The following is a 23,692-nucleotide window of genomic DNA, read 5'->3' as shown; positions in this document are numbered from 1 at the left end:
GAGCCTGTAAATTATTTTGTGTAAGTTCCATTTTTTATAAATGATCTTTTAATCGATCATCGAACTGAATCGTAAACCAATTCATTGCTAAACGCCAATTTTGAATTGGCATCGTCCATTTCTTCGCAGCATTTGATGTTGCTAAGTAAATGACCTTCTTTACTGAGTCATCAGATGAAAAGATTTTCCTTTTCTTCGTTGAATGGCGTATTACGCTATTCAACGACTCAATCGCATTTGTTGTATAAATTGCATGACGTATTTCGGCTGGATAGCTAAAGATCGTTCGGATATTTTCCCAATTGGCCCGCCAGGATTCTCCAATTTTGGGATACTGGTGATTCCATTGATCACAGAAGATGTCTAGGGATTTTAAAGCATTTTCCTCTGTACTTGCCTGATAAATCGCTTTCAGACCCGACGTAACAGCTTTGTAGTCTTTCCAGCTTACAAATCTCAGGCTATTGCGTACAACATGCACGATACACAGTTGAATATCAGTATGAGGGTAAACAGAGGCTATCGCGTCAGGGAAGCCTTTTAATCCATCTACACAGGCAACAAGAATGTCCTGTACTCCTCGATTTTTTAGCTCTGTCATGACTGACAGCCAGAATTTGGCACCTTCTGTCTGAGCAATCCACATACCCAGTAATTCTTTTTGCCCATCCATATTGATGCCTAAAGCAAGGTATACGGACTTGTTAATCACATTGGAGTGCTGACGGACTTTGACAACAATACAGTCAAGATAGACAACAGGATAAAGGCTATCTAAGGCTCTATTTTGCCACTCAGTCACTTGCTCAATCACAGCATCGGTAACTTTGCTGATGAGAGATGCTGACACATCGGCATCGTACATTTCTTTGAAGAAGGCTACAATTTCCCTATTAGTCATTCCTTTTGCATACAGTGAGAGGATTTGGTCATCCATACTGGTGATGCGTGTTTGGTGCTTTTTGATAATTTGTGGCTCAAATGAACCTTCTCGATCACGGGGAATATCTAAAGCCAGTTGTCCATCTTGAGTTGTAATGGTTTTAGAACTAAACCCATTACGGCTATTTGAGCCTTTCTTGGGCTGATGCTTTTCATAACCGAGATGGTCTGAAAGTTCAGTATTGAGTGCAGTTTCAATCATGAATTTTTTAAAGACTGCTGTCATTTGGTTTAAGTCTTCTGGTGTTTTTAGACCTTTAGCCAATTCGGCAGCCATACTTTTGATTGTTGCTTCATCCATGTGAAGTACCTTTTGTAATTATCCTCTGAAGGATAAATGAAAATTAAGTACTTACACAAAATTTAGAACAGTCCCATTGCCGCGGGTTTAGTCATCAGTTTTTCATTTGTATTTAAAGCGATTATTGCTGCTTATCTCCCAGCTGATGCAGTCTGGACCGATTTAATCACTAATGTTGGTTATACCATTGGGTTCTTGATCGCTATTTTGAGTCACATGCAACTCTTTACCGAGAATACTATCACCACAGTTGTGCCTTTATTTAATCCCTTTACTTTCGATAAATTACGAGCAGTGGGCCGCTTATGGGGCATTGTGATTCTATGCAACATCATTGGAACAGCTTTGGCGAGTTTATTTTTCCTAACTACTCACCTGTTTACGCCAGATATTGATAAAGCACTGGATGAACTCGCACATCATGTGGGCTCCTTTTCTGCCACTCAGAATCTGCTCAAAGGCATTATGTCAGGGCTGTTAATTGCTGCATTGGTCTGGATGTTGCCTTCAGTCAGTAATAAGTTTCTGCTCATCTTTTTCATGACGTATCTGATAGGACTGGGTGACTTTACCCATGTAGTGGTTGGTTCTACAGAAATGTCCTATCTGGTCTGGCAAGGAGAAGCTTCTATTAGCAAGTATCTGTTTACTTTCCTCATCCCTACCACTATCGGCAATATTATTGGCGGTACAGGCGTGTTTACTCTACTGATTTATGGTCAGGTCACTGAAGAGCTGGAATAGCATAAAGCAGGAACTATTGTTCCTGCTGCCATCTGCGTTGCTGTAAACGCTCACCTTCAACCTCACGCTTATTTCTTGCAGACTCATAGAGTTTGGTTCCCTTCAACTCAGGCGGCAAATAGTCTTGCAGCACAAAGTGCTCAGGGTAATCATGAGGATAGAGATAATTAATACCATAGCCTTGCTGTTTCATAAGCTTGGTTGGCGCATTTCTCAAATGCAAAGGCACAGGTAAATTTGCCGTTTTTTCAGCAAGTTCCAGAGCCTTATTAATCGCTAAATAAGTACTATTACTTTTTGCACTCGTTGCTAAGTAAACTGCTGTTTGACCTAGAATAATTCGAGCCTCAGGCATACCCACTGCTTGTACAGAGCGGAAACACTCACCTGCAAGCAATAGCGCATTTGGGTTGGAGTTTCCGATGTCTTCTGAGGCCGCAATCAGCATACGTCGTGCAATAAAAACCGGATCTTCTCCGCCTTTAAGCATACGAGCCATCCAATATAGAGTTGCATCTGGATCACTGCCACGAATTGATTTAATAAAGGCAGAAACAAGGTCGTAATGCTGCTCGCCCGATTTGTCATAACGCGCAATATTTTGCTGAGCGACTTTCACTACTACCGCATTGGTAATTGTGTTTTCAATTTCTGGTTCAAAGGTGCTTGCAATCAAGTCCAGTAAATTAAGCGCTTTTCGAGCATCACCTGCTGCAAACTGAATCAGCGCATCATATTCTTCAATATGGATATAACGTTCTTTTAAGAATTTATCGCTTTGAAGTGCATTGTTGAGTAGTGTTTGAATTGCCTCACTGTCTAAACTATTTAAGGTATAGACCTGACAACGTGATAAAAGCGCACTATTGACTTCAAAAGATGGGTTTTCAGTGGTCGCACCAATTAAAGTAATTTTGCCTTTTTCAACTGCACCCAATAAAGCATCTTGCTGTGATTTATTAAAACGATGGATTTCGTCAATAAAAACTACAGGTGTCAGTAAATCACCACTTTCTGCAATCACTTCACGTAATTCTTTTACGCCCGTATTCAGCGCAGATAAGCTCACAAATGGACGGTCTATTGCCTGAGCCAAAAGCAAAGCAATTGTTGTTTTACCAACGCCTGGTGGTCCCCAAAAAATAATAGAAGGCAAATGACCCTGATCAATCATTTGACGTAAGGGCGCATGTTCACCTAATAAATGGTCTTGCCCAATAATTTCAGACAAGTCTCTTGGGCGCAGGCGTTCGGGAAGTGGAATATGGGTGTCTGACATCTCAAATGGCTTTATCGTCTATTCACTATAGTCTATTGTGTCTCACAGAAATCTACAATTTGAATCTATGAGACACGTTCTTTATTTACAGGCTCTTGCTTAGCATTAAGAGGGTTTCTTACTCAGCTTGAGTAAACGCGCATTTGGGCCGTCTTCAATGACCCAAATCGAACCATCTTGTGCTTCATGCAACCCACGAATACGTTTTTTCATATCCAATCTTTGCACTTCTTTCACGGGCTTATGCTCTAAATCCACCACAATAATCGCTTCGGAAGATAAACCGCCAATTAAGGCTTTATTTTGCCATGCAGGAAATTGCTGACCACGATAAATGATCATACTCGATGGAGAGATAACAGGAGTCCAGTCAATTTCTGGTGCTTTAAATTCTGGGCGAGTGTGATGGTCTGGAATAGCTTGGCCCGAATAATGGTCTCCATTTGAAACGATTGGATAACCATAATTTTCACCTTTAGTAATAATATTAAGCTCATCACCACCTTTAGGCCCCATCTCAACCACCCACAGCTGTCCTTGGCGGTCAAAAGCCATACCTAAAGGGTTACGGTGTCCAAGTGACCATATTTCAGCAGTGACCCCGCCTTGCTTATAAAAAGGGTTACCTACAGCCGCGGTGCCATCCTCATTTAAACGCAAGATTTTACCCAAATTACTTTTCATGTTTTGGGCAGGATCAAACTTTTGTCGCTCACCTGAACTGACCCACAGCTTACCATCTGTACCAAAAAGCATGCGATGTCCATAATGGCCTTGTCCCGAGACTTTAGGTACTTGCTGCCAAATCTGCTTTATATCTTTAAGTTTTGGCTGATGAGGATGAGATAAATCTAGTTTCGCACGTGAAATCACTGCGCCAGATCCACCTTGCCCTTTTGTAGCATAGCTGAGATAAACCCAATGATTCTTGGCAAAGTCAGGGTGTAAAATGACATCTCCTAAACCACCTTGTCCTCCATAGTTCACCGCTGGAACACCTTGCACATCCAACATTTGCTTATTTTTAGGGTTAAAAATTTTTAATTTACCTTGCCGTTCAGTCACTAATAAACGCTGATCAGGCAGACTGGTCACAGCCCAAGGCTCATTAAAATGTGAGACTGCTTCAACCTGATAAGTTTGTTTGATGGCAACAGACTGATCTGCTTTTGCAGTCGTATTTTGTTCAGGATTTTTTGAATTGGTATTATTAGACCCACAGGCCATTAACAAAAAAAAGCTACTACATAATAAGGGGGCTGCTAATCGTCTCATCATTTTTATCTCCTTTGTTTTTATTGTTATATTACGGAGATGAGCAAAAAAATTACGATAAAAGTGTTACTTTATTATACGCTGTAATCAAACATTCTCTTTTAAGACTAAATTAGCGCACCCATCGCACAATATAATCTTCAAGATCATCTTCATGGACATCAACTTCAGAAAGGCAACGTCCTGCAACTGACTTTTTCGCCTTAACCACGCTTTGTCTCGAACCCGTATTTAAATAATGCCAAGAAGGTAAATTCTTGCCTTCATTCAAGCGCTTATAAGCACAGCTTGAAGGCAACCAGTGGATTGTTTTTAAAGACTCTACCGTTAATTGCAGGCAGTCAGGTACTTGCTGCTGACGATTCAGATAGTCCGTGCAACGCCCTGTACCACAATCAAGTAACTTACAAGCCACTTTGGTATAAGCCACCTCATGCGTATCTTCATCTTCTAGTTTGACCAGACAGCATAAACCACAGCCATCACATAAAGCTTCCCACTCAAGTTGAGTCAGTTGCTCTAAAGGATAGTTTTTCCAAAAGAGTGGTCGAAGTGAGGTCTCGGTAGACATAATCTTTTAACAGCTGATGAGATAAAACGATGTATCAGTATAGCATTGAAGTGGTCTGTACTAAAAAAGAAGCTGTATTTATGACATCACAAAATGATTGTTTAATATACATTTCAACCACATAAACGACACATTCCGAGTAAAAAACACGCTATATAGTTAAATGACAATGAAAAATAAGGAGGACAGCATTATGTTCCGTTGGGCGATAATTTTTGCAGTAATTGCACTCATTGCCAGTCTATTAGGGTTTGGTGGTGTTGCAGGGCTATCTAAAGACTTTGCCGTGATTTTATTAGTTGTAGCTGTAATTCTAGCTGTAATTGGGTTCATTTCTCGAGGCCGAACTTAATTTAATCATGATCACATAAAAAGAAGGAACTGGTTTCCTTCTTTTTTATTGCTTATAGCTTTGTATCTTTTTCTTTTGATGTAGATTTTTACATAGTTATTTATTTTAGTTCTTAATTTTTATGCTTTAATCAAGCGTATTTAAATCGATTTAAATTTCAGGATTAATGTCATGAGTACTGCAATTAAAACCCGTGAAATTCAATATACTGCACCAGATGGTAGCCATTTAATTGGTTACTTTGCGGCTCCAGATAGCGAAACACCTGTTGCGGGTGTGATTGTTGCTCCTGAGTGGTGGGGACGTAACGAATATACAGAGCAACGCGCACGTGAACTTGCTGAACACGGCTATGCTGCGCTTGCAATTGATATGTATGGTGATAAAAAAGTTACAACGACCGCAGCTCAAGCCTATGAATGGATGATGCAGACATTTGAAGAGTTAGACACGGTGGCTGATCGTGCCAATGCTGGGCTTCAAACTTTAGCTGCTCAGCCGGAAGTAAACAGTGAAAAAATTGCCGCTGTCGGTTACTGCTATGGTGGTAAAGTCGTATTAGATCTTGCGCGTTCAGGTGCTCCACTAAAAGCGACTGCAACTTTCCATGGCACATTAACGCCTAAAGCTCCTGCTCAAAAAGGCGACATTCAAGGTGAAGTTTTAGTTCTACATGGTGAATTAGACAGTATGGTCACCTTAGAAGATGTTGCTAATTTTGAAAAAGAGATGCAAGCTGCTGAGGTTAAACATGAAGTAGTGGTTTTAGAAGGTGCTAAACATGGCTTTAGTAACCCGCTTGCCGATGAAAGAGCTAAAGCGAACGGTGTGGACCTTGGCTACAATAGCGAAGCGGAAAAACAAGGCCTTGCTAAAATGTACGCTTTACTAGATCGTACTCTAAAATAAAAGAAGCAAATTTGGAGCAAATGATTTTTTTGCATTTGCTCCCTTAAATGTTTATGACTTTGCAATATTTTTACTGTATTTTTTAAACCATACTTCAATAACTATACTCCCGTTGAGCTAGAGCAAAGCCTAGTCTTATTTCCCGCACTCGGGGTTTAATGGAATAACATGAGAGGATACAACAATGACTGACAAGAAATGTCCGTATTGCGAATTTGATGAATATGACATCATTGATAAGAATGAATTTGCCGTAATTTTGCCTGATTCTAATCCGTTATCTAAAGGCCACTGTGTAGTAACACCACTGCGCCATGTTAGTTCTTTTTTTGACATTACGTCTAAAGAACATCAAGGCTTACTGACACTTCTTGAAATTGCCCGTCATGAGACACAGCTTCGCCATCAGCCAGATGGCTTTCATATTGGTTTTAATGATGGTGAAGTTTTTGGAAAAACTTCAGATCATTTCCACATTCATGTCATTCCTTACTATAAAAACCAACCGTTGAAACTTGATCAACGTTGGGGTGTACAAAAGGATTAATCCTTTTTACCCATAGAACAGGGACTACATTTTTGATGTAGTCCCTGTTTTTATATGTCCATTTTCTTCGTTTGCTTTAAACAAAATTTCATCTAAATTTCAGCTATAATTTAGCCCTTACTTCTCTTCTATAGCTGTTCATGCCTGAATTTTCTTTTTCTGATGCCCTCTTAAACTGGTTCGATCAACATGGTCGTCACGATTTGCCTTGGCAAGTTGCCAATGATCCATACAAAGTTTGGGTTTCTGAAATTATGTTGCAGCAAACTCAGGTGAAAACGGTTCTGCAATATTTTGACCGCTTTATGGAGCGCTTTCCAACGGTAGAAGCTTTAGGTCATGCAACTTGGGATGAAGTAGCACCTTTTTGGGCAGGTCTTGGCTATTACGCTCGTGCACGCAATTTGCATAAAGCGGCTGGTCTTGTCACGCAGCAAGGTAAATTTCCTGAAACGCTAGAAGAATGGATTGCGTTACCTGGCATTGGTCGCTCTACCGCAGGCGCGCTCATGTCTTTAGGTTTACGTCAGTACGGCGTCATTATGGATGGCAACGTGAAACGCGTCTTAGCTCGTTTCTTTGCCATTGAAGATGACTTAAGCAAACCACAGCACGAGCGTGAAATGTGGAAACTGGCTGAAGAGCTTTGCCCTACACATCGCAATCATGACTACACTCAAGCGATTATGGATCTCGGCGCAACCATTTGTACGCCTAAAAAACCGCTATGTTTATATTGTCCAATGCAAGCTCATTGTCAGGCTTATCAGCAAGGGTTAGAACAAGAATTACCTTTTAAAAAACCGAAAAAAACACCGCCTGTTAAAACAGCAGATGTTCTTATTATTCAGTGCGAAGGTGAATGGTTCTGGCAACAACGTCAAGCTCATGGTCTATGGGGCGGTTTATTCTGTTTACCTATTTTAGAAAATGAACATGAACGACTGAGCATAAGCCAGCAATATAAATTACAGCCTCAAGCACAAACTTTTCAGATCAGCCATAGCTTCACTCATTTCACATGGTTACTTAATGCTCATGTGTTCCACGTGGAACCTGATCAAAAAGAACATCTGGCTATTGAACTTGAAGGTCAATGGTTGAGTCCGGAACAAGCCATTGCCAAAGGTGTTCCAACCGCTATGAAAAAATTGATCTCAACAAGCCGTTCATGACATAGTGAGTAAAATAATTTTGATATGGCTGTGACAGGGAGTATTTTGTGCGACGTTTTGTTTCTCATTTCTCACTTGGTTTTCTGATTATTCTATTGGCGGCCTGTGCCAGTGCACCTAAAAAACCTGCCCCACTTCCACCTGCTCAAGTCATCAAACTCAAAAGTATGCAGCTTCCAAGTCGACTACCTGTACCTGTAAAAGGTATTGACCGTGATGAATTAAAAGACACATGGGGAGCTGCTCGGAGTCAGGGCCGTAGTCACGAAGGAATTGATATTTTGGCTCCACGTGGAACCAAAGTGTACAGTGCAACCGAAGGTCTCGTTGCAGATCTTCGCAATAACAACTTAGGTGGCAAAGTCATCTGGATTTTAGGTCCAGCCGGGACATGGCATTATTATGCTCATCTTGATGGTCACAAACGTGGCTTAAATGTGGGTGACTATGTCAAAAAGGGCGACCTCATTGGTTATGTCGGCAATACGGGCAATGCACGTTATACTTCACCTCATCTTCATTATGGTCTTTATCTAGATGGTAAAGGTCGTGGTGCTGTTAATCCTTATTCATATTTACGCTAGGAACATTTTATGTCGGAAGCGCTGATCAATCGCTTAGTAGAGTTTGCCGAGTCTGGTAACCAGCAAAAGATCATTTTAAATGGCAATAGCTATCAAGGCTGGATCATGGAAATCAGCGATGATGCCCTACTAATCAGTACTGGTTTTTCAGACAAAGTCGGCAAAGACTTTTGGCTGAAGTTTGAAGACTTAACACAAGCAGAACTGTATTATTGGGATACTCGCCCAAATGAATGGGTCTTATTTAAACTTTAAAATTCTAAGATAAATATAAGGAGCATTATCATGAAAACTCAACGTTGCGGATGGTGTTCCGACGATCCACTCTATATTGCCTACCATGATGAGGAATGGGGTAAACCCGAACACGACGAGGCACGATTATTTGAAATGCTTTGTCTCGAAGGTCAGCAAGCCGGCCTCTCATGGATTACCGTACTAAAAAAAAGAGAAAGCTACCGTCAACACTTTTTTAATCATCCGATTGCAGACATTGCTTCATTTACAGATGATTTTCTAGAACTAAAATTATCTGATGCAGGCTTAATTCGTCACTTGGGGAAACTCAAAGCTATTCGTGATAATGCTATTGCTTGGCAAGCGCTCAAAGCACAAGTCGGTGATGTTCCTACATGGCTTTGGCAGTTTGTAGATGCAGCGCCACAAAACAATGATGTTGTAGATTATCGTAAGGCCCCTGCTCAAACCGAACTGAGCATAAAACTTTCCAAAACTCTTAAAAAGAATGGTTTCAAATTTGTTGGCCCAACCACCTGCTATGCTTTTATGCAGGCAGTAGGCATGGTCGATGATCATGAAAACGATTGTCAATTTAAAGCTTCATAACCCACCAGAACGGTTCAAAGCCGCTTAAGGAGTTTCCGATGAGCAATAATACGATTCAAGCTTATGCTGCAATGCAGGCAGGTGAAAAACTAGTTCCCTATCAATTTGACGCAGGTGAATTACAACCGCATCAGGTTGAGGTAAAAGTTGAATATTGTGGTTTATGTCATTCTGATATTTCTGTTTTAAACAATGAATGGCGTTCAACCGTGTATCCTGTGGTTGCAGGTCATGAAATTATTGGACGAATTGTTGCTTTGGGCTCAGAAGCCAAAGGTCTACAAATTGGACAGCGTGTCGGTATTGGTTGGACAGCTGAAAGTTGCCAAGCCTGTGATGAATGTATTGGTGGTCAGCAAGTACTGTGTACAGGTGGAAATGTTGCAACAATCGTAGGACATGCGGGTGGCTTTGCCGATAAGGTTCGCGCAGGTTGGCAGTGGGCTATTCCCCTCCCTGACGATTTAGACGCTGAAAGTGCAGGCCCTTTACTTTGCGGCGGAATTACCGTTTTTGATCCGCTACTCAAACACAAAATTCAGGCAACGCATCATGTCGGTGTAATTGGCATTGGTGGTTTAGGCCATATAGCCATTAAGCTACTTAAAGCATGGGGCTGTGAAATCACTGCTTTTAGTTCTAACCCAGATAAAACGGAAGAACTCAAAGCAATGGGAGCCGACCATGTGGTAAATAGTCGCGATACAGCAGCAGTAAAAGCTCAAAAAGATAAATTCGATTTATTGCTGAGTACCGTGAATGTGACTCTAAATTGGTCTGCTTTTATTGCAACACTGGCACCAAACGGAACCTTACATTTCTTAGGCCTTACACTTGAGCCTGTTCCTGTATCTGTTGGCTCTCTTATTGGTGGTGCTAAGTCAGTGACTGGTTCACCTACGGGCTCACCTGCTGCACTACGTCAGCTTTTAAAGTTTGCTGCACGTAAAAAAATTGCGCCTCAAATTGAGCTATTTCCGATGTCACAGCTCAATGAAGCAATTGAGCGTCTACACTCAGGGCAGGCACGCTACCGCATTGTGCTTAAAGCAGACTTTGCAGAATAAAACTAACTCGCTGTTTTAATCTGTTGCCGTGACCAGTCCGCTAAGTCTTTAATTGCTTGGCGGACATCTGCTGTTAGCTCATGACCTGCATTTAAACGAATAAAATGCCGATAGCGTTCATCCTCACCAAAAACATGACCGGGAACTACAGTAATTCCGTGAGATTTTGCAGTGTAATAGAGCGCCAAACTATCTACAGTTTTAGGTAACTGCATCCATAAAGCATAACCACCTTCTGGTTGACTCAGTGCAATTGGAATACCTTCAAATGCATTTAAAATACAACTACGATACTCCTCGACTTGCCGCATCAAATTCGGTCTTAACTGCTCTAAATGCTCCCTATAACCACGACTATAAATAAAATCAGCTAGACCTAATTGTAGCGGTGTATTGACCCCAATATTACTGGCTAACAGCTCAAGCCTTAAATGTTCTAACTTTGTTGTTAAACAGAACCATCCTACGCGATACGCACTCGATAACGACTTAGAAACCGATCCACACCAAATCACATAGCCTTCACGGTCCCAATAGCGTATAGGTAATGGTCGCTCACCACTGTAGCCACACTCTCCATAAATATCATCTTCGATAATAAAGCACTGATACTTTGCTGCTAATTCGGCAATCTTTTGTTTTTCTGTATTACTTAAACAGTATCCCAATGGGTTCTGATAGTTGGCTGTCATTAAGCAAACTTTAGCCAAACCTTGCTTCATAAATGATTCTAAGCGCTCAAGATCGATACCACGATGATGCGCTGGAATTTCAATAATCTGCCGTTTTAAACTGGCTATAAGCTGTAGTTGTCCATTAAAAGTAGGCGTCGGGATTAAAATACTATCGCCTACTTCTGTTAGATGTTGAATCACCAAAGATAAAGCAGGCATGCAGCCATTGGTAATAAAAATATCTTCTACCGCGATAAAAATCCCATCTTCACGCCAATGATCAGATAACGCTTTTCTTAATTGCTCATGCCCTTGTTTATTACAATAAAGAAAGTCTTGAGGCTGACAATTTTTTAAAGCCCGTTGAATAGAACGACGTAAACCTTCCACAGGAATAAAATGAGGCGTTAACTGAATAGAGCCTAATGGTACAAGATGGCTTTGTAAGGCAGCTTCCTGAATTTGATTATGCAATTCCAGATTTGAAACTTGTCGAGGTAAAGACAAGAAATCTGGACTTTCAGGAATGGGGCCCGATTGTGCACGAGCAACTACAAAATAACCTGACTTCGGCTTTACATAAATAAGCCCCCTCGCCTCAAGTAACTCATAACAACTTTTTGCTGTACTTAAACTAATGCTGTGCTGACGAGCAAAATCTCGTAAAGAAATAAGTTTCTGGTGAGGTTTAAGCTCATCTTGATAAATACGATGTGCTAATTGATTGGCAAGAACCTGATATTGGAAAGTCATTCTGTGCTGCTTTTTTAAAAATTTCTGTATCTGTACTGGTTTATAGAACACCTTTAGGCTATAGAAATCAACTCAGAAAGTAGCAAACTCATGAAATTAAAAGCTATATTATTATTTACTATTGTTTTAGCTGGTTGTCAACAACAACCAAAAGATGAGCAGTACAGACATACTGTTTGCCAAAACCTCATAGAAGGTTATTTAAAAATGACAAATCAACAAGACTATAAAATGGAGCAACGCACTGATGACGAGACCAATGCGATTTCTCATTATCAATATAAACGGAATAGCTCAAATGAAGTTGTAATGGTGAACTCGGTTTATTCGACTTTATATTTTAGCTGCCGAGAACATCAAAAAAGCTATTTTCTGTCTCAACATTCATCAGAAGGACAAACGACTCCACTTTTAGAAGTTCATTTCCCAACTGACAGTTACACTACTTTTAGAGAGCGTTTTTAAAACCGTCTTTTAACTGTTCTGCCAAAAACTCAATAAATAAACGAATTCTTTTTGGTAGATGCTCTTGTTGATAATACACAGCATGGATGCTTTGATATTGATGTTCAATTTGGTCTTCAAATAAGGCTATCAATCGCCCTTCTTCAATATCTTTCCAAATTTCAAATTCAGATAGTCGTGCAATACCATGTCCTCTAATCGTCAGCTGACGCACCGTTTCCCCACTCGATGCTTTAATTTTTGATTGCGCAAAAAAATATTCATCACCAACTTTAATCGGCCAACTATTGATATATGTAGGTCTGGTAAAACCAATCAAATTATGTTGTTCAAGCTGTTCAGGTTGTGTCGGTGTACCCTTAATTGCTAAATACTCAGGGCTTGCAACAATAAATAAGCGACTTTTACACACCAGTTTGGCATGAAGACTTGAATCATTGAGCTCCCCAAACCGAAATGCGACATCAGTTTTATGTTGCAGCAGGTCAATCACCTGATCATTACTATTTAACTCAATTTCAATATTTGGATAGCACTCACGAAACTTATGCATTAATGGCGCAATTACGTGTAAGACAAACGGCGTTGCTGAATCAATGCGAATGAGCCCCGCAGTGCCCTGATCAGACTTTTGCAGTTCTTCTTCGGCAGCGTTCAGCTCATTTAAGATTTTACGGGCCTTTACAAGAAACTGCTGCCCTTCTTGTGTGAGTTTTAATTTACGTGTGGTGCGCTCCAATAAGGTCACATCTAACTTCGCTTCCAAGCGTGTTAACGATCGACTGACCCCCGAAGGCGTTTGTTTTAAATGTTCTGCCGCTGCAACAAAAGAACCCGTATCAACGATTGCAATAAAGGCAACTAGCTCTTCAATTGTTGATTTCATGTCTTATTCCATTATTGACTAATGATCAAAGATATTTTGCTTATTCATCTATTTTTTCGCAACAATAAAAACAGCAAAATGCACATCAAGTTAAATGATTATTCAAATTTAGGTAAACACATGAATATTCCACGTTTTGGTCTAGGAACTTTCCGTCTTAAAGAACAAGCAGTTATTGATTCTGTTAAAACTGCTTTAGACGTAGGTTACCGTGTCATTGATACTGCTCAAATTTATGATAATGAAGCTGCGATTGGTCAAGCAATTGCCGAAAGCGGTGTATCACGTCAGGACTTATTTTTAACCACAAAAATCTGGGTAGATAATTTTGCTCAAGATAAGTTTATTCCGAGCTTAAAAGAGAGCTTAGAAAAGCTTCGTACTGACCATGTTGACCTCACTTTAATTCATTGGCCAGCACCGGACTTAGGCGTTTCTATTCCTGAAGTTATGCAGCTTCTACTTGAGGCGAAACAACAAGGTCTTACCAAACAAATTGGTATTTCAAACTTCAATATTGCGCTTACCCAACAAGCAATTGACACAATTGGTGTAGAGCATATTGCAACCAACCAGATTGAGCTAAGTCCTTATCTTCAAAACCATAAGCTTGTGAATTTCTTACAAGAGAAGAATATTGATGTGACTTCATATATGACGCTTGCGTACGGCAAAGTGCTTCAAGACCCAGTTCTCGCTGAAATTGCAGCAGCGCATAAAGCAACAACAGCACAAATTGCACTAGCGTGGGCATTGCAACGTGGTTTTGCAGTCATTCCATCTTCGACTAAACGTGAAAACCTGATTAGCAACTTAAAAGCACAGGATATCGAGTTAACTTCAGCTGAAATGCAAATGATTGCCGAACTTGATCGTAACAGTCGTGAAGTTAGCCCAGAGCCATGGGCACCAGTTTGGGACTAAACTCATGAACACTCAATCAAATACGGCGTTCTCGTTATTGGCATTGGCAATAGGTGCCTTTGCCATTGGCACCACTGAATTCTCACCAATGGGATTGTTGCCGAATATCGCTAATGATTTAGGGATTTCAATTCCAACGGCAGGTATGTTAATTACGGGTTATGCACTTGGCGTCATGCTAGGTGCCCCATTCATGACCCTATGGTTTGGTGGTTTTGCACGACGTAATGCGCTTATTTTGCTGATGGCGATCTTTACGGTCGGTAACCTAATCGCAGCCTTTTCACCAAGCTATATGAGCTTATTAGGTGCTCGTCTCATCACAAGCTTAAACCATGGTGCTTTCTTCGGGATTGGCTCTGTTGTAGCGGCAAGCATTGTGCCCGCACATAAACAGGCCAGTGCTGTAGCAACCATGTTTATGGGTTTAACCATTGCCAATATCGGTGGTGTACCGTTAGCAACATGGGTTGGACAAAACATTGGCTGGCGTATGTCGTTCCTTGCGATTTCTTTGCTTGGTGTGATTACCATGCTCGCTTTATGGAAAGCGCTCCCTCAAGGGATGGTTGCCCAAAAACCAAATGTGAAAGCTGAGTTGAAAGTGTTAACGCGTACTCCTGTGGTCCTTGCGCTACTCACCACCGTACTCGGTGCAGGTGCAATGTTTACGCTCTACACCTATATTGCGCCAAGTTTGACTGAGTTTACCCATGCTTCACCTACCTTCATTACGTTCATGTTGGTGCTGATTGGTGTCGGTTTCTCAATTGGTAACCATTTAGGCGGACGTTTTGCAGATTTGTCCATTAACAAAACTTTGATTGGCTTCTTGGTTCTGTTGATTGTGATGATGGTGACTTTCCCAATTCTTGCGCAAAGCCAGATTGGAGCAGCAATTGCTTTAGTGATCTGGGGTGCAGCAACCTTTGCTTTAGTACCACCTTTGCAAATGCGTGTAATGTCAGTCGCTCATGAAGCACCAGGACTTGCCTCTTCAGTAAATATTGGTGCGTTTAACTTAGGTAACGCAGTAGGAGCAGCAGCAGGTGCATTAGTACTCGATTTAGGTTGGGGTTATAGCGCAGTATCATTTGCTGGAGCATTACTAGCTGGCTTAGGTTTGTTATTGGTTTTATTTCAAATCAAACGCGAAAGTAGCCCTGCACAAGCTTTACAGCAGTGTTCAGATTAATAAAAAAAGCGCCTGATCTCAGGCGCTTTTTTTAAGGTATTTATTTTAAAATATCTGGTAATTTAGGGTGTTCATAAATTGGACTGGTCACTTCCCGCTTCATTTTAAGCAGCATCTGGTAAGGTTGCTGTTGAACAAACATATTTACAAAGCTCAACGGAATTGCACCAGCAGGATCAGCATAACCACTGGTGGTTACTTTCACCTTATTATTTGCAACTTTCTGGAATGTCCAATCCCCTTCATAGCGTGTTAAGCGCACTACATCAGGTTGTATCGGATAATTTCCACTAATTGCAGTATTTTTAATTGTCACAACGCCATTTGCAGCCTTGCTCATTTTTCCTTTTACAACCACATCGCGATCTTTCAAAGGAAACGGAAAATCCAACACCATATACAGTGTGAACTCACCTTTTTTCTCATCTTGAGACAACATTTCAACTTTGCCCATATAAGGCACCCACTGGTCAGCTCGATTTACATCTAAAATCACAGCAACAGCGCGTTCAAGTGGTACATCAAATGTGGTTTCTGCTTTATATTGAAAGACTGGATTATCAGTTTTTTGATAGGTCCAGACTTTAATATTATTACGGTCTAAGCTGAGTTTAGCTTTTTCTGTAGAAGCAGCCCCTGTCCAGAGGCTGCTTAAGCAAAGAAGAGTGGTCAAGGCAATTTGTTTTTTATTCATGTTCTGCTCTATCTTGTTTTTCTCGCTACACATGGAATACGGACAGGGTTTTAAACCTGTACGTCGTTCAATCCTAAAACATCTTTCATGTCATATTTACGCGCTTCACGGCCCACAACCCATGCAGCAGCTCGTACTGCACCAGCAGCAAAGTTCATACGGTTAGTCGCTTTATGAGTCACTTCAACGCGCTCACCTTCACCAATAAACATGACTGTGTGTTCGCCAACGATGTCACCACCGCGAATAGTTTCAAAACCAATCGTTTGACGGTCACGTGGGCCTGTATGCCCTTCACGGCCATACACAGCAACTTCTTTTAAGTTACGGCCTAAAGTATCTGCAATTGCTTCGCCCATCATTAATGCTGTACCTGACGGCGCATCTACTTTATGACGGTGATGCGCTTCAATCACTTCAATATCTACTGTATCGCCAAATACTTTTGCTGCAAGCTCAAGTAACTTGATTGATACATTTACGCCCACTGAATAGTTCGCAGCGTAAACCACAGGTGTATGCGTAGCAACTTCATCTAACTCAGCTTTTTGCTCATCTGACATACCTGTTGTACCAATAACCATAGCAACCCCAGCGTCACGGCAAAGCTTTAAATGCTGAGCAGTTGCAACTGGTGCAGTAAAATCAATGATTACATCGCAGTCTTTAAGAACTTCTGCCAAGTTTCCTGAAACCTTCACACCCACTGAACCAATACCAGCAAGCTCACCTGCATCAGTGCCTACCAAACTACTTTCCGGACGCTCTACCGCAGCAGCTAATTGATAGCCTGCCTGTTGAACTGCTTGAATAAGCGTACGGCCCATACGACCGCCTGCACCTAAAATACCAATGCGTGGAGCTGCTGACATAATCTTCCCAATCTTCGGTTTTACGTAATTTACCTACTATATCAAAACTCTTTGCTCATCTTAAAAAGTAAAAATTATTTTTTGAGTTGGGACGAAATTTAATCTGTTTTCACAAAAGTTAAAGAATTGATCGGCAGACTACGGAGCCACGAATGAGAAAAAGATGACTATAAGGAGTTCAGCATGCATTCGAGAATTATTAGTTTTACAGTAATGATGGGGATTATGAGTTCAGTGGCATTTGCAGAGCCTGCAATCCAGCCAGGAGACACATTAGAAAACTTATCTAAAGCACGTATTACAACTAACGTAAGCACTCAAACAGCAACGCCTACAGCTCAAACGAGCGTAGCAACCGATGCCAATATCGACGTCAAAGTTGAAGATATTGACCCTGTTATTGGTGAAACTACAGCAGAGGCACCAAAAGTAGCTGTACAGGCAAAAGCAGTAGCTGTACCAGTGATCGAAAATGCTCCTACTCTTGCTTCTAGCGAACCGACTGTAAGTATTAATGATATTGATGTTGCTCATCCTACAGAGTAAGCAGACGTAATTTTCTTTTAAGCAGAATAAAAATAATAAGATGAATCAGCGCAATAAAAAGGCGGATAGTTTATCAATATCCGCCTTCTTTTTAATTTCTTGTCTAATCAAGCATTAATCGAACAAACGATCAAAGAATGATTTTTTCTTTGGTGAAGAAGCACTGTCTTCGCCATCAAAAGAAGCTTGCAACTCTTTAAGTAATTCACGTTGGCGAGAATTTAAGTTGACTGGTGTTTCTACCACAATACGGCAGAGTAAATCACCGACCATGCTGCTACGTACTGGACGAACGCCTTTGCCACGTAAACGGAATAATTTACCTGTTTGAGTTCCCTCAGGAATTTTCAGACTAACACGGCCTTCCAAAGTTGGAATTTCAATTTCTTTACCAAGCGCAGCATCAGCAATGCTTACTGGTACGTCCATATAAAGATCGGCACCATCACGTTGGAAAATTTCGTGTTCACGAACTACAACTTCAACGTACAAGTCACCTGATTGGCCATCACGAATTGCTTCGCCTTTACCACTCAAACGAACGCGGTCACCATTATCTACACCCGCTGGAATAGTAACTTCCAACGTTTGTTGACGGTCAGCCACACCTGAACCATGACATGCCTGACAAGGGTTTTTAATAATTTTACCTTGGCCACGACAAGTACCACACGTTTGTTGTACAGAGAAGAAACCTTGCTGCATACGTACTTGTCCTGAACCATGACAAGTTTTACAGGTTTCAACATCTTTTGGATTTTTTGAACCTTTACCATCACACACATCACATGGTGCAGGAGCAGTAAAGGTAATGGTTTTTTTCACCCCTTTTACAGCTTCTTCAAGGGTAAGTTCCATTACATAGCGTAGATCTGATCCGCGACGTTGACGCTGTTGACGTCCACCACCACCGAATGCACCACCGAAGATATCACCGAACTGGCTAAAAATATCTTCTGCACTAAATCCGCCGAAGCCACCACCGCCTCCGCCAAAGCCACCTTCGAACGCATTATGTCCCATGCGATCGTACATGCTACGCTTTTCGCTGTCCGATAAAACTTCATAAGCTTCAGCAGCTTCTTTAAATTTCTCTTCAGCTTCGGCATTGTCAGGGTTTCTATCAGGATGATATTTCATCGCCAATTTACGGTAGGCTTTTTTGATCTCATCATCACTTGCGGTTTTTGAAACGCCTAAAACCTCATAATAATCACGTTTAGCCATTTTTGGCGGTGCTCCTCACGGAATTTTATCAATACTCTATTGCCGACTAAATGGGGGGCTTTAGCCGAATTTACAAGGGGGAAATGTTTAAAAAATAGATATATTAAAAAACTGCCTTATTTTTTAAATATTTAGACAAGCCTTTTAACCATGCATTTAATAGAAATAACCACGCAATAGCGCTAAAAACTACGCCAGCAACCGTAGAGGCTGTGACCCAAAGATTACTATCCCATGCAAAGAAGAAGAGCGGAATAAACCAGACAACAGCAAAAATTGCCATAAATAGAAATAGAATCGCATTGCGCATAATCCATAGCGCATGCGCATGAATCCAAACTTCTGCATTATCTACAACTGCCACTTTACGAGCGACCAAATAAGCAAAGGCCGCAAAAATAACCGTAAACAATGCAAGAAACATGAACGCATAAGAAATTACTATATAGCGGCGATGCTGTTCGATATGGTCTTGCCCCATCTGTATTTCACCTCAATTCACTGCATTTTGCCTATTTTTTATGCAGTGAAATAATCCTGTATTTTTTGTGTAAAGACAGGTGCTACTATATTGGAGTTTTCAATATTTCGCACCTTTATTCACAAAAAATTTATGTATTTTATGCGGTTTTTTTCACCTTAAACCACGCTGCGTAGAGTGCAGGTAGGAAAAATAATGTCAGTAAGGTGGCAACAATCAATCCGCCCATGATCGCAACAGCCATCGGACCAAAGAAAATACTTCGAGAAAGTGGAATCATGGCCAGAACAGCGGCTAAAGCAGTCAAAATAATTGGACGGAATCGTCGCACTGTCGCTTCAATAATTGCTTCCCAAGTTGGATGTCCGGCTTGTCGGTCCTGCTCAATTTGATCAATCAAAATAAGCGAGTTACGCATGATCATGCCAGAGAGCGCAATTGTGCCTAACATGGCCACAAAGCCAAATGGTTTGTTAAATAACAGTAAGAATAAAACAACACCAATTAAACCCAGTGGAGCTGTTAACAACACGATGGTCGAGCGAGACAAGCTTTTGAGCTGAATCATCAGTAATGTCATGACCACTGCCAAGAAGAGTGGCATACCCGCATTCACAGAATCTTGCCCACGTGCAGACTCTTCTACGGTTCCACCCACTTCAATGAGATAGCCACTTGGCAATTCAGCACGTAACTTATCCATTGATTCAGCTAACTCACCCACAACGGTAGCAGGCTGTAAATTGGTACGAATATCTGCGCGAACAGTAATCGTCGGTAAGCGGTTACGATGCCAGATCAAACCATCTTCAAACTTATACTCAATCTTCGCAATTTGAGCTAAAGGTACAGTAGTTCCATTGTTCGTTGGTACAGCTAAGCTTGCCAGTGAAGCCACTTCAACCCGCTCTGCTTGGTCCCCGCGTAAGCGGATTTCAATGAGTTCACGTTTTTCACGATATTGCTCAATTGCACTACCTGTAATTGATGCATTAATGAAGTTCGCTAAATCCAGACTAGAGACACCCATTTGTCGAGCACGGTCTTGATCAATTTGAATGGAAATGATCTTACTTGGCTCGCCCCAATCTAAATGCACATTGGTGGTATTCGGGTTTTCACTCATTACTTTAGCGACTTGCTGCGCTTCTTTACGTACCAGATTTAAATCTTCACCTGACACACGATATTGCAATGGATAACCCACAGGTGGGCCATTTTCAAGTAATGACACACGAGTACGGACTTGTGGGAGTAACTGCTTAATTTGTGTTTCTAACGAACGACGAATGTCATCACGATCATCAAGTGATGATGCGAGTACAACAAACTGAGCAAAGCTGGCTTGTGGTAATTGCTGGTCTAAAGGTAAATAAAAACGTGGTGAACCTGTCCCTACATAGGCCACATAGTTATCAATACCTTTTTGTTTAGACAAGAATTTTTCAACCTTTTTCACAGCTTGTTCTGTTGCAGTTAAAGAAGCACCTTCTTCAAGCTTTAAATCGACTAAAATCTCAGCACGGTTTGAAGGTGGGAAAAACTGCTGAGGTACCATCTTAAACATCAGCACAGAGAGCACAAAAATCCCCACCGTCGTTGCAATCACGGTTTTACGATAGGTCACACAAAACTCGACCATCTTTCTAAAACGTAAATAGAAACTAGATTGATAAGGATCGTAATGATGGTCCTGTGAAATTGCCACAGTTTGCGGTTGCGGTTTTTTCGTTAATCTTGCCCACAAACGGACATACCAAGGGGCCTGATGTCCTAACTTGGTAAAATCTGGTAATAGCTTTTCACCTAAATAAGGTACGAATAAAACTGCCGCGATCCAAGACACCAATAAAGCAATGGTCACGACCTGAAAAATAGAGCGTGTGTATTCGCCTGTACTAGACTGAGCCGTAGCAATCGGTAAAAAACCTGCCGCAGTGATAAGTGTTCCGGTTAACATTGGAAATGCTGTGGTTTTCCACGCAAATCCGGCGGCTTTAATTCGGCTATAGCCCTGCTCCATCTTAATGGCCATCATCTCGACGGCGATAATGGCGTCGTCAACTAACAGGCCTAACGCCAAGATCAAAGCACCAAGTGAAATCTTATGCAGCCCGACATCGAATAAACTCATACCGGCAAATGTCATTGCTAAAACTAAAGGAATAGAAAAAGCGACCACCAATCCCGTACGGAAGCCTAAAGAGAAAAAACTCACTAACAAGACAATAATGACTGCTTCAGCGAGAACCTTCACAAACTCATGAATACTGCGTTGTACTGCTACAGGTTGATCAGAAACTTTTTGCAATTTCATGCCGAGTGGCAAGGTCTTTTGCAGTTGGGCAAATTCTGTTTCTAGATTTTTACCAAGGGCAATAATGTCACCGCCTTTACGCATCGAAACAGCAATGCCAATACCATTTTCACCCATGAAACGCATACGTGGTTGAGCAGGCTGACTAAAACCACGATAAACATCAGCAACGTCACCAAGCTGGATGGTTTTATCACCGACCAATAAAGGTGTTTTTTTAATTTCATCAATGTTTTGTAGATGACCACTTACTCTAATTTGAATACGGTCTGTACCCGTTTCAAAAAAGCCAGCACTTGCCATACTATTTTGCTTTTGTAAGGCTTCTTGAATCGCGGTAACTGGAATTCCGAGCTGTACCGCTTTAGTGTTAGAAATCTCAACCCAGATTTTTTGATCTTGTAGACCAATCAATTCGACCTTACTGACATCTTTGACTCGTTGAAGCTGTAATTGCAAACGATCTGCATATTCTTTCAAAAGTGCATAGTCAAAGTCTTTGCCTGTCAGTACATAAATATTACCGAAAGTGTCCCCAAATTCATCGTTAAAAAATGGGCCTTGTACACCGTTTGGCAGTTCATGGCGAATATCATTTACCTTCTTACGGACGTTATACCAAACGTCAGGAATCTGTGCCGATGTCAGCGAGTCCTTGGCAACAAACGTAACCATCGACTCACCTGGGCGGGAGTAAGCCATAATCTTGTCATACTGCCCTGTTGTCATGAGTTCCTTTTCGATACGGTCAGTCACCAGCGTTGAAACTTCTTTCGCTGTTGCTCCCGGCCAATAGGTTTGTACGACCATGACTTTAAAGGTAAATGGTGGGTCTTCACTTTGTGAGAGTTTTGAATAAGAGATCGCGCCGATAATGCCAAGTAACAGCATAAAATAAAGGACGATACCTTTATTATTTAATGCCCATTCCGAGAGATTGAATTTCATGGCTGGATTGCTCCCTGAATTTTCACCGCACGGTTTTCACGGTCAATCGGGTGAATCTTCTGCTTATCACGTAGCAAATGCACACCACCAATCACCACCCAATCATTTGGTGTCAAACCAGATAGCACAGGTACACTGTCTCTGCCATATGCACCAACCGTTACAGGTACTTTGCGTAAAGTTTGATTCGCATTAACAACCCAGACATAAGGCTGATTATCTGTTGCTGAAACACTCGAAAGTGGCACACTCATCACGTTGGTTTGAGTTGAGGTAAAAAATACACGTGCACTTTGTCCAAGTTGAATAACAGACTGCCCTTCTTTGAGTGCCACCTTAACTGTAAAAGTACGAGACTGATCAGCCGCAGGAGAAACTTCGCGAACATATCCGGCAAATTTTTCATTCGGTTTAGACCACAAGGTAATCCAAGCGGCTTGGCCAACTTTAATCTCGGTAACTGCTTGTTCAGGAACACCAATAACAACTTCACGCTCTCCATCAATTGCAAGTTGATAAGCAGCTTGTCCTGCTGCAACCACTTGTCCAATTTCTATGTTTCGCGCAGTAATCACCCCGTTTTTATTAGAAACGAGTTGGTTATAACCAGTTTGGTTTGCAGAAACTTCATAGTTAGAACGCGCTTGTTGTAGAGCCGCTTGTGCCGCGTCGTATTGATTTTTTACCGTATCGAATTGCGAACGGCTTACAGCATTAATCGGGAGTAATTGCTGAAAACGTTTAAGTTCATCTGCTGCCGTTTTTGCTGAAGCCTCTGCATTGTCTAGCTGAGCTTTAGCAGCATTTAATTGTAGCTGAGCATCTGCCACATCGAGTTTTGCTAATACTTGTCCAACTTTAACTCGGTCGCCTACATCCACATAGCGCGCCGTAACTTGTCCACCAACCCGAAATGCCAAAGCCGTTTGTTGTCTAGCCTGCACATCCCCTGCATAGCTTTTTTGTTCATTGAGTGTGGTTAATGGCTGCGCCACCATCACATAGGGTATTTCTTCTGTTTTGGGTGCTTCTTTACTGCATCCCATTAATGTGACCGTACAAACAATCACCATACTCATGATGAGAGGTTTTAACAGATTCATATCTTATCGCTCTTA

General features: G+C 41.4%; 24 protein-coding genes and 1 pseudogene. 13 read left to right on the top strand and 12 right to left on the bottom strand.

All coding sequences use genetic code 11. The annotated features are described in order from the left end of the window. Positions 1-34: 34 nt before the first annotated feature. Complete coding sequence (locus tag MKL51_RS18315; protein ID WP_000343018.1) at positions 35-1,243, bottom strand: IS256-like element ISAba26 family transposase; 1,209 nt, start codon at positions 1,241-1,243, stop codon at positions 35-37. Between the two features lie 69 nt (positions 1,244-1,312). Here MKL51_RS18315 and MKL51_RS18310 point away from each other — a divergent pair. Continuing rightward, positions 1,313-1,987, top strand: a pseudogene (locus tag MKL51_RS18310) (formate/nitrite transporter family protein); the annotation flags it as partial. 13 nt (positions 1,988-2,000) lie between these two features. Here the strand turns inward: MKL51_RS18310 and MKL51_RS18305 are convergent. From MKL51_RS18305 to MKL51_RS18295, 3 genes are all read right to left on the bottom strand, one after another. Further along, on the bottom strand, positions 2,001-3,266 hold the full coding sequence (locus MKL51_RS18305; protein WP_017481876.1) for a replication-associated recombination protein A: 1,266 nt from the start codon (positions 3,264-3,266) through the stop codon (positions 2,001-2,003). Between the two features lie 105 nt (positions 3,267-3,371). Continuing rightward, complete coding sequence (locus tag MKL51_RS18300; protein WP_032007441.1) at positions 3,372-4,544, bottom strand: PQQ-dependent sugar dehydrogenase; 1,173 nt, start codon at positions 4,542-4,544, stop codon at positions 3,372-3,374. A 109-nt stretch (positions 4,545-4,653) separates the two neighbouring features. After that, positions 4,654-5,112: a YcgN family cysteine cluster protein gene (locus tag MKL51_RS18295; protein ID WP_032007442.1), complete on the bottom strand. Its 459-nt coding sequence runs from the start codon at positions 5,110-5,112 to the stop codon at positions 4,654-4,656. Positions 5,113-5,305: 193 nt separating this feature from the next. On the opposite strand from MKL51_RS18295, the gene MKL51_RS18290 reads away from it, so the two are divergent. From MKL51_RS18290 to ahr, 8 genes are all read left to right on the top strand, one after another. Continuing rightward, a complete protein-coding gene (locus MKL51_RS18290; protein WP_002053759.1) occupies positions 5,306-5,464 on the top strand; it encodes a DUF1328 domain-containing protein in 159 nt (52 codons plus the stop codon). Between the two features lie 171 nt (positions 5,465-5,635). Then, positions 5,636-6,373, top strand: a complete 738-nt coding sequence (locus MKL51_RS18285) for a dienelactone hydrolase family protein (RefSeq protein ID WP_017481879.1) — start codon at positions 5,636-5,638, stop codon at positions 6,371-6,373. Positions 6,374-6,557: 184 nt separating this feature from the next. Beyond that, positions 6,558-6,920, top strand: coding sequence for an HIT family protein (locus MKL51_RS18280; protein WP_014207996.1), 363 nt, complete (start codon positions 6,558-6,560; stop codon positions 6,918-6,920). 140 nt (positions 6,921-7,060) lie between these two features. Further along, a complete protein-coding gene (gene mutY / locus MKL51_RS18275; RefSeq protein ID WP_032007443.1) occupies positions 7,061-8,095 on the top strand; it encodes an A/G-specific adenine glycosylase in 1,035 nt (344 codons plus the stop codon). A gap of 47 nt (positions 8,096-8,142) precedes the next feature. Beyond that, positions 8,143-8,679, top strand: a complete 537-nt coding sequence (locus MKL51_RS18270; RefSeq protein WP_002119177.1) for a M23 family metallopeptidase — start codon at positions 8,143-8,145, stop codon at positions 8,677-8,679. 9 nt (positions 8,680-8,688) lie between these two features. Then, on the top strand, positions 8,689-8,934 hold the full coding sequence (locus MKL51_RS18265) for a hypothetical protein (RefSeq protein WP_001287364.1): 246 nt from the start codon (positions 8,689-8,691) through the stop codon (positions 8,932-8,934). Positions 8,935-8,964: 30 nt separating this feature from the next. Continuing rightward, positions 8,965-9,525: a DNA-3-methyladenine glycosylase I gene (locus MKL51_RS18260; protein WP_032007444.1), complete on the top strand. Its 561-nt coding sequence runs from the start codon at positions 8,965-8,967 to the stop codon at positions 9,523-9,525. Between the two features lie 38 nt (positions 9,526-9,563). Beyond that, positions 9,564-10,592: an NADPH-dependent aldehyde reductase Ahr gene (ahr, locus tag MKL51_RS18255; protein ID WP_032007445.1), complete on the top strand. Its 1,029-nt coding sequence runs from the start codon at positions 9,564-9,566 to the stop codon at positions 10,590-10,592. Between the two features lie 2 nt (positions 10,593-10,594). On the opposite strand, the gene MKL51_RS18250 is transcribed toward ahr, so the two are convergent. Beyond that, the gene (locus MKL51_RS18250; RefSeq protein WP_032007446.1) at positions 10,595-12,019 is read right to left on the bottom strand and encodes an aminotransferase-like domain-containing protein; all 1,425 of its coding nucleotides are present in this window, start codon (positions 12,017-12,019) and stop codon (positions 10,595-10,597) included. A 90-nt stretch (positions 12,020-12,109) separates the two neighbouring features. On the opposite strand from MKL51_RS18250, the gene MKL51_RS18240 reads away from it, so the two are divergent. Then, positions 12,110-12,484 carry a hypothetical protein gene (locus MKL51_RS18240; protein WP_032007447.1) on the top strand — a complete coding sequence of 125 codons (375 nt, stop codon included), beginning with the start codon at positions 12,110-12,112 and terminating at the stop codon, positions 12,482-12,484. Here MKL51_RS18240 and MKL51_RS18235 read toward each other — a convergent pair. Beyond that, positions 12,468-13,370, bottom strand: a complete 903-nt coding sequence (locus MKL51_RS18235) for a LysR family transcriptional regulator (protein ID WP_032007448.1) — start codon at positions 13,368-13,370, stop codon at positions 12,468-12,470. The two genes, MKL51_RS18240 and MKL51_RS18235, sit on opposite strands and share 17 nt — an antisense overlap. Positions 13,371-13,490: 120 nt before the next feature. On the opposite strand from MKL51_RS18235, the gene dkgB reads away from it, so the two are divergent. After that, positions 13,491-14,294, top strand: coding sequence for a 2,5-didehydrogluconate reductase DkgB (gene dkgB, locus MKL51_RS18230; protein WP_002119273.1), 804 nt, complete (start codon positions 13,491-13,493; stop codon positions 14,292-14,294). A gap of 4 nt (positions 14,295-14,298) precedes the next feature. After that, positions 14,299-15,489, top strand: coding sequence for an MFS transporter (locus MKL51_RS18225; protein WP_005066574.1), 1,191 nt, complete (start codon positions 14,299-14,301; stop codon positions 15,487-15,489). A 40-nt stretch (positions 15,490-15,529) separates the two neighbouring features. Here MKL51_RS18225 and MKL51_RS18220 read toward each other — a convergent pair whose 3' ends face one another. After that, positions 15,530-16,183, bottom strand: a complete 654-nt coding sequence (locus MKL51_RS18220; protein ID WP_005066572.1) for an START domain-containing protein — start codon at positions 16,181-16,183, stop codon at positions 15,530-15,532. A gap of 50 nt (positions 16,184-16,233) precedes the next feature. Further along, entirely contained in the window at positions 16,234-17,055 is an 822-nt protein-coding gene (gene dapB / locus MKL51_RS18215; RefSeq protein ID WP_032007450.1) for a 4-hydroxy-tetrahydrodipicolinate reductase, read from the bottom strand. A 183-nt stretch (positions 17,056-17,238) separates the two neighbouring features. On the opposite strand from dapB, the gene MKL51_RS18210 reads away from it, so the two are divergent. After that, on the top strand, positions 17,239-17,601 hold the full coding sequence (locus tag MKL51_RS18210; protein ID WP_057090029.1) for a hypothetical protein: 363 nt from the start codon (positions 17,239-17,241) through the stop codon (positions 17,599-17,601). Between the two features lie 114 nt (positions 17,602-17,715). On the opposite strand, the gene dnaJ is transcribed toward MKL51_RS18210, so the two are convergent. The 4 genes from dnaJ to MKL51_RS18190 all read right to left on the bottom strand — a co-directional run bounded on the left by dnaJ (position 17,716) and on the right by MKL51_RS18190 (position 23,677). Next, positions 17,716-18,828 carry a molecular chaperone DnaJ gene (gene dnaJ, locus MKL51_RS18205; protein WP_002119101.1) on the bottom strand — a complete coding sequence of 371 codons (1,113 nt, stop codon included), beginning with the start codon at positions 18,826-18,828 and terminating at the stop codon, positions 17,716-17,718. Between the two features lie 103 nt (positions 18,829-18,931). Next, positions 18,932-19,309 carry a membrane protein gene (locus MKL51_RS18200; RefSeq protein WP_002119294.1) on the bottom strand — a complete coding sequence of 126 codons (378 nt, stop codon included), beginning with the start codon at positions 19,307-19,309 and terminating at the stop codon, positions 18,932-18,934. Positions 19,310-19,448: 139 nt separating this feature from the next. Beyond that, positions 19,449-22,574, bottom strand: coding sequence for an efflux RND transporter permease subunit (locus MKL51_RS18195; RefSeq protein ID WP_005078784.1), 3,126 nt, complete (start codon positions 22,572-22,574; stop codon positions 19,449-19,451). Beyond that, positions 22,571-23,677, bottom strand: a complete 1,107-nt coding sequence (locus MKL51_RS18190) for an efflux RND transporter periplasmic adaptor subunit (RefSeq protein ID WP_017481890.1) — start codon at positions 23,675-23,677, stop codon at positions 22,571-22,573. Before MKL51_RS18190 ends, MKL51_RS18195 begins: the two co-directional genes overlap by 4 nt. Positions 23,678-23,692: the final 15 nt, after the last annotated feature.

It is taken from the genome of Acinetobacter sp. AOR18_HL (assembly GCF_027855145.1).
Classification (GTDB): domain Bacteria; phylum Pseudomonadota; class Gammaproteobacteria; order Pseudomonadales; family Moraxellaceae; genus Acinetobacter; species Acinetobacter pittii.
The sequence above is the reverse complement of the archived record's forward strand: the minus strand, read 5'-3'. Positions and strand labels throughout refer to the sequence as shown.